General features: G+C 29.6%; 2 protein-coding genes. Both read right to left on the bottom strand.

The window, feature by feature from the left end:
• Positions 1-1,184 precede the first annotated feature (1,184 nt).
• Complete coding sequence (locus DFR79_RS15945; RefSeq protein WP_133516443.1) at positions 1,185-1,904, bottom strand: MltR family transcriptional regulator; 720 nt, start codon at positions 1,902-1,904, stop codon at positions 1,185-1,187.
• Between the two features lie 186 nt (positions 1,905-2,090).
• Entirely contained in the window at positions 2,091-2,669 is a 579-nt protein-coding gene (locus DFR79_RS15940; protein WP_279512905.1) for a class I SAM-dependent methyltransferase, read from the bottom strand.
• Between the last annotated feature and the right edge of the window lie 52 nt (positions 2,670-2,721).

Below are 2,721 nucleotides of genomic sequence, written 5' to 3'. Positions count from 1 at the left end.
ATTAGTCCAATCAATATCAACTTTTTTAGTTAATTGAATTATTTCCATAGTTAACCCCCATTTATTTTATCAGGTTAAAGAATTTCGCCTAACGTTACTGGGATTTGCGCTCGTGCCTGGTTCCGCAGGAACTGGCGTAAAGCTTGCATTTCCATATCCGTTATTGGTTAACCTGCAAGCTTTATGACAGAAGGCATGGCGCCAATCCCATGTTATGTGACTGTTAGGCGGTTATAAGTATTCTCGCCCAACGTTTTTCTTTTCTGATCTTTTATTTTAATACTTATCATTGCTGCTTTGAATTTTATATTAGCTTAAAACTATTTTATAACGATCTCTTCTCTTAATAATTATTTCTATAAAACTATAACATTAATAATATAATTCTTGTAATAGCAAAAAATACCTGCAAAATTGCAGGTTTAATTATTTCTTTATTAGTTACGAACATTTTATAAATCCATCTCGGAACTTCTAAGAGATAAAGATAATTGACCCAGCCTAATGTCACGAATGTGACTGTTAGGCGTAAAAATCTTTACTTTTTTTATTATTTATTATTGCTGCTATACTTCTCATTGATACTTAAAATTCTAGATCTTCCCGAAACTTACTTCATATAGATTTACTAAATTGTTATAATGGACAATAAGGCTTTTATATTTTCAGTTTATTGACAATTCACATTAAAGATTAATCAAAAATATTTTTATTATTAATTAAGATCTCTTCTCTTTTATTAAATTAATACTATCTGCTGCAGTGCTTATCATTGATACTTTGATTTTACTATCTTCACGAAAGTTACTTCATTAAGATTTACTCAAAATATTTTTTAATGCTTAATAACTTTTTGCATTTTTCGTTCATTAAGACTTTATACCTGAGACTTTTCATAAGCGATTCAACTGCAAATTATTTTGATCTTAACTATTAGATTTGAAATTATAGATTTAATTATTATTATTGGTTTTTATTTTTTTCAATAGCATTTTACAAATCCATCTTGGCACTCCCAAGCCGAAGAAAACTTAGTTAGCCTAATGTCACATAACGTTACTGGGATTTGCGCTCGTGCCTGGTTCCGCAGGAACTGTCATAAAGCTTGCTTTTCAATACTCGTAATTGGTTAAATTGCAAGCTTTATGACAGAAGGCATGACGCCAATCCCATGTTAGGCGATGTTAGATTTTGTTTTTAATATATTTTTCTATTTCTTCTGAAAGTTCTTCATCAAAATTTTCAATATCTTTTTTTAAACTTATCTCTTCAAGATTTTTGTTTGGTTTTTCTTCTCTTCTTTCTTTTTTGATTTTAGTTGAAGATAAAACTCCTGCTAACCCAAAAACAACTCTAATAAATTTATTTCTCCCAGAGATATCATCATTAAAAATATTATAATTCAACTCATTACAACGATTATTAATAGAAGAACTATTAAAATTTATGTTTTCTGCTGAATGAGCAAACTCATTTCTGATTTTCCTAATTAAATTTAAATCTCTTTTTACTCTTCTACTTATTAGTCCCAATAAATATGCTAAATCTATTTTTGATTTAAAAGATGATAAACCTCCATATCCATTCAATAAATTATTTGATAAAAGATTATCATCAACAAAAAATTTTCTTAATAACTTTTCAAGAAGATCTTCTAAATAAGATGCAGCCATTAATGCAGAGCCTCTATCCGTTTCTTTTAATAATATAGCTCTAAATTTAAAAATATCTTCTGAAATTAATTCTGCTATATGTTCTAGATCATGATTTTCAAAAATATTAGTTAACACTTCTTTATACATATCAGATTGATCAATACCTTTATATTTTAGTAACTCTTCAACAATGTCATCAAAAAAATTCAAAAAACTTCCAGTTGTTATATTACCTTCATTTTTATTCATAAGATCACCTACCTTACTGAATAAGTTAAAATCTAATTTCGCCTAACGTTCCTGGGATTTGCGCTCGTGCCTGGTTCCGCAGGAACTGGCGTAAAGCTTGCGTTTTCATATCCGTTATTTGTTAACCTGCAAGCTTTATGACAGAAGGCATGACGCCAATCCCATGTTATACGCTGTAGCACAGCTTTACTTTTTTACTATCCAGAATCGGCACTCAGTTGAAAAATCTTTAACTTCTTTATTTTCTTTAAATAGATCTTCTCTATAAAAATCTTCTATTAGCTTCCAGCCTGTTTCTTCTAAACATTCTATTATCTCTTCTCGGTTTGGAAAATGTATAAATAAATCTCTATCATCATTATCCGATGGCAGGATCTTATCTCCATATTCATAAGTTCTTTTATCCTGTTTGCCTTCTTTCCAGATCTTTTCTTCTTTTTCCCAGAACTCCTTAAAGTTCTCGTTATTTTCGCGATCATGAGTTGTAAAAATAAAAATACCATTTTCGGTTAAGACTCTTTTTATTTCTTTTAATGCTTTTATTCTATTTTTTCTCTCTGGTATCTGCATCAATCCGTTAAATGAGAAGAGTGCTTGATCAAAAACCTCATCTTCAAATTTCAAGTCAGTTGCATCTCCAACAATAAATTCAATATCAGTCTGTTTTTCTTTATTTATTGTTTTAGCTGCAGATATCATTTCTGGAGTCAAATCTAAACCTATGTAACGCCCCCTAAGAGTATTGGACAGAGACCAATTAAACATCTTATAATAATTACAGGGGGTAAAAGCAAATGGCTAAATCTTATGATCCTGA

It is taken from the genome of Halanaerobium saccharolyticum (assembly GCF_004362045.1).
Lineage (GTDB): Bacteria > Bacillota > Halanaerobiia > Halanaerobiales > Halanaerobiaceae > Halanaerobium > Halanaerobium saccharolyticum_C.
This window is presented reverse-complemented; position numbering and strand designations above follow the sequence as displayed.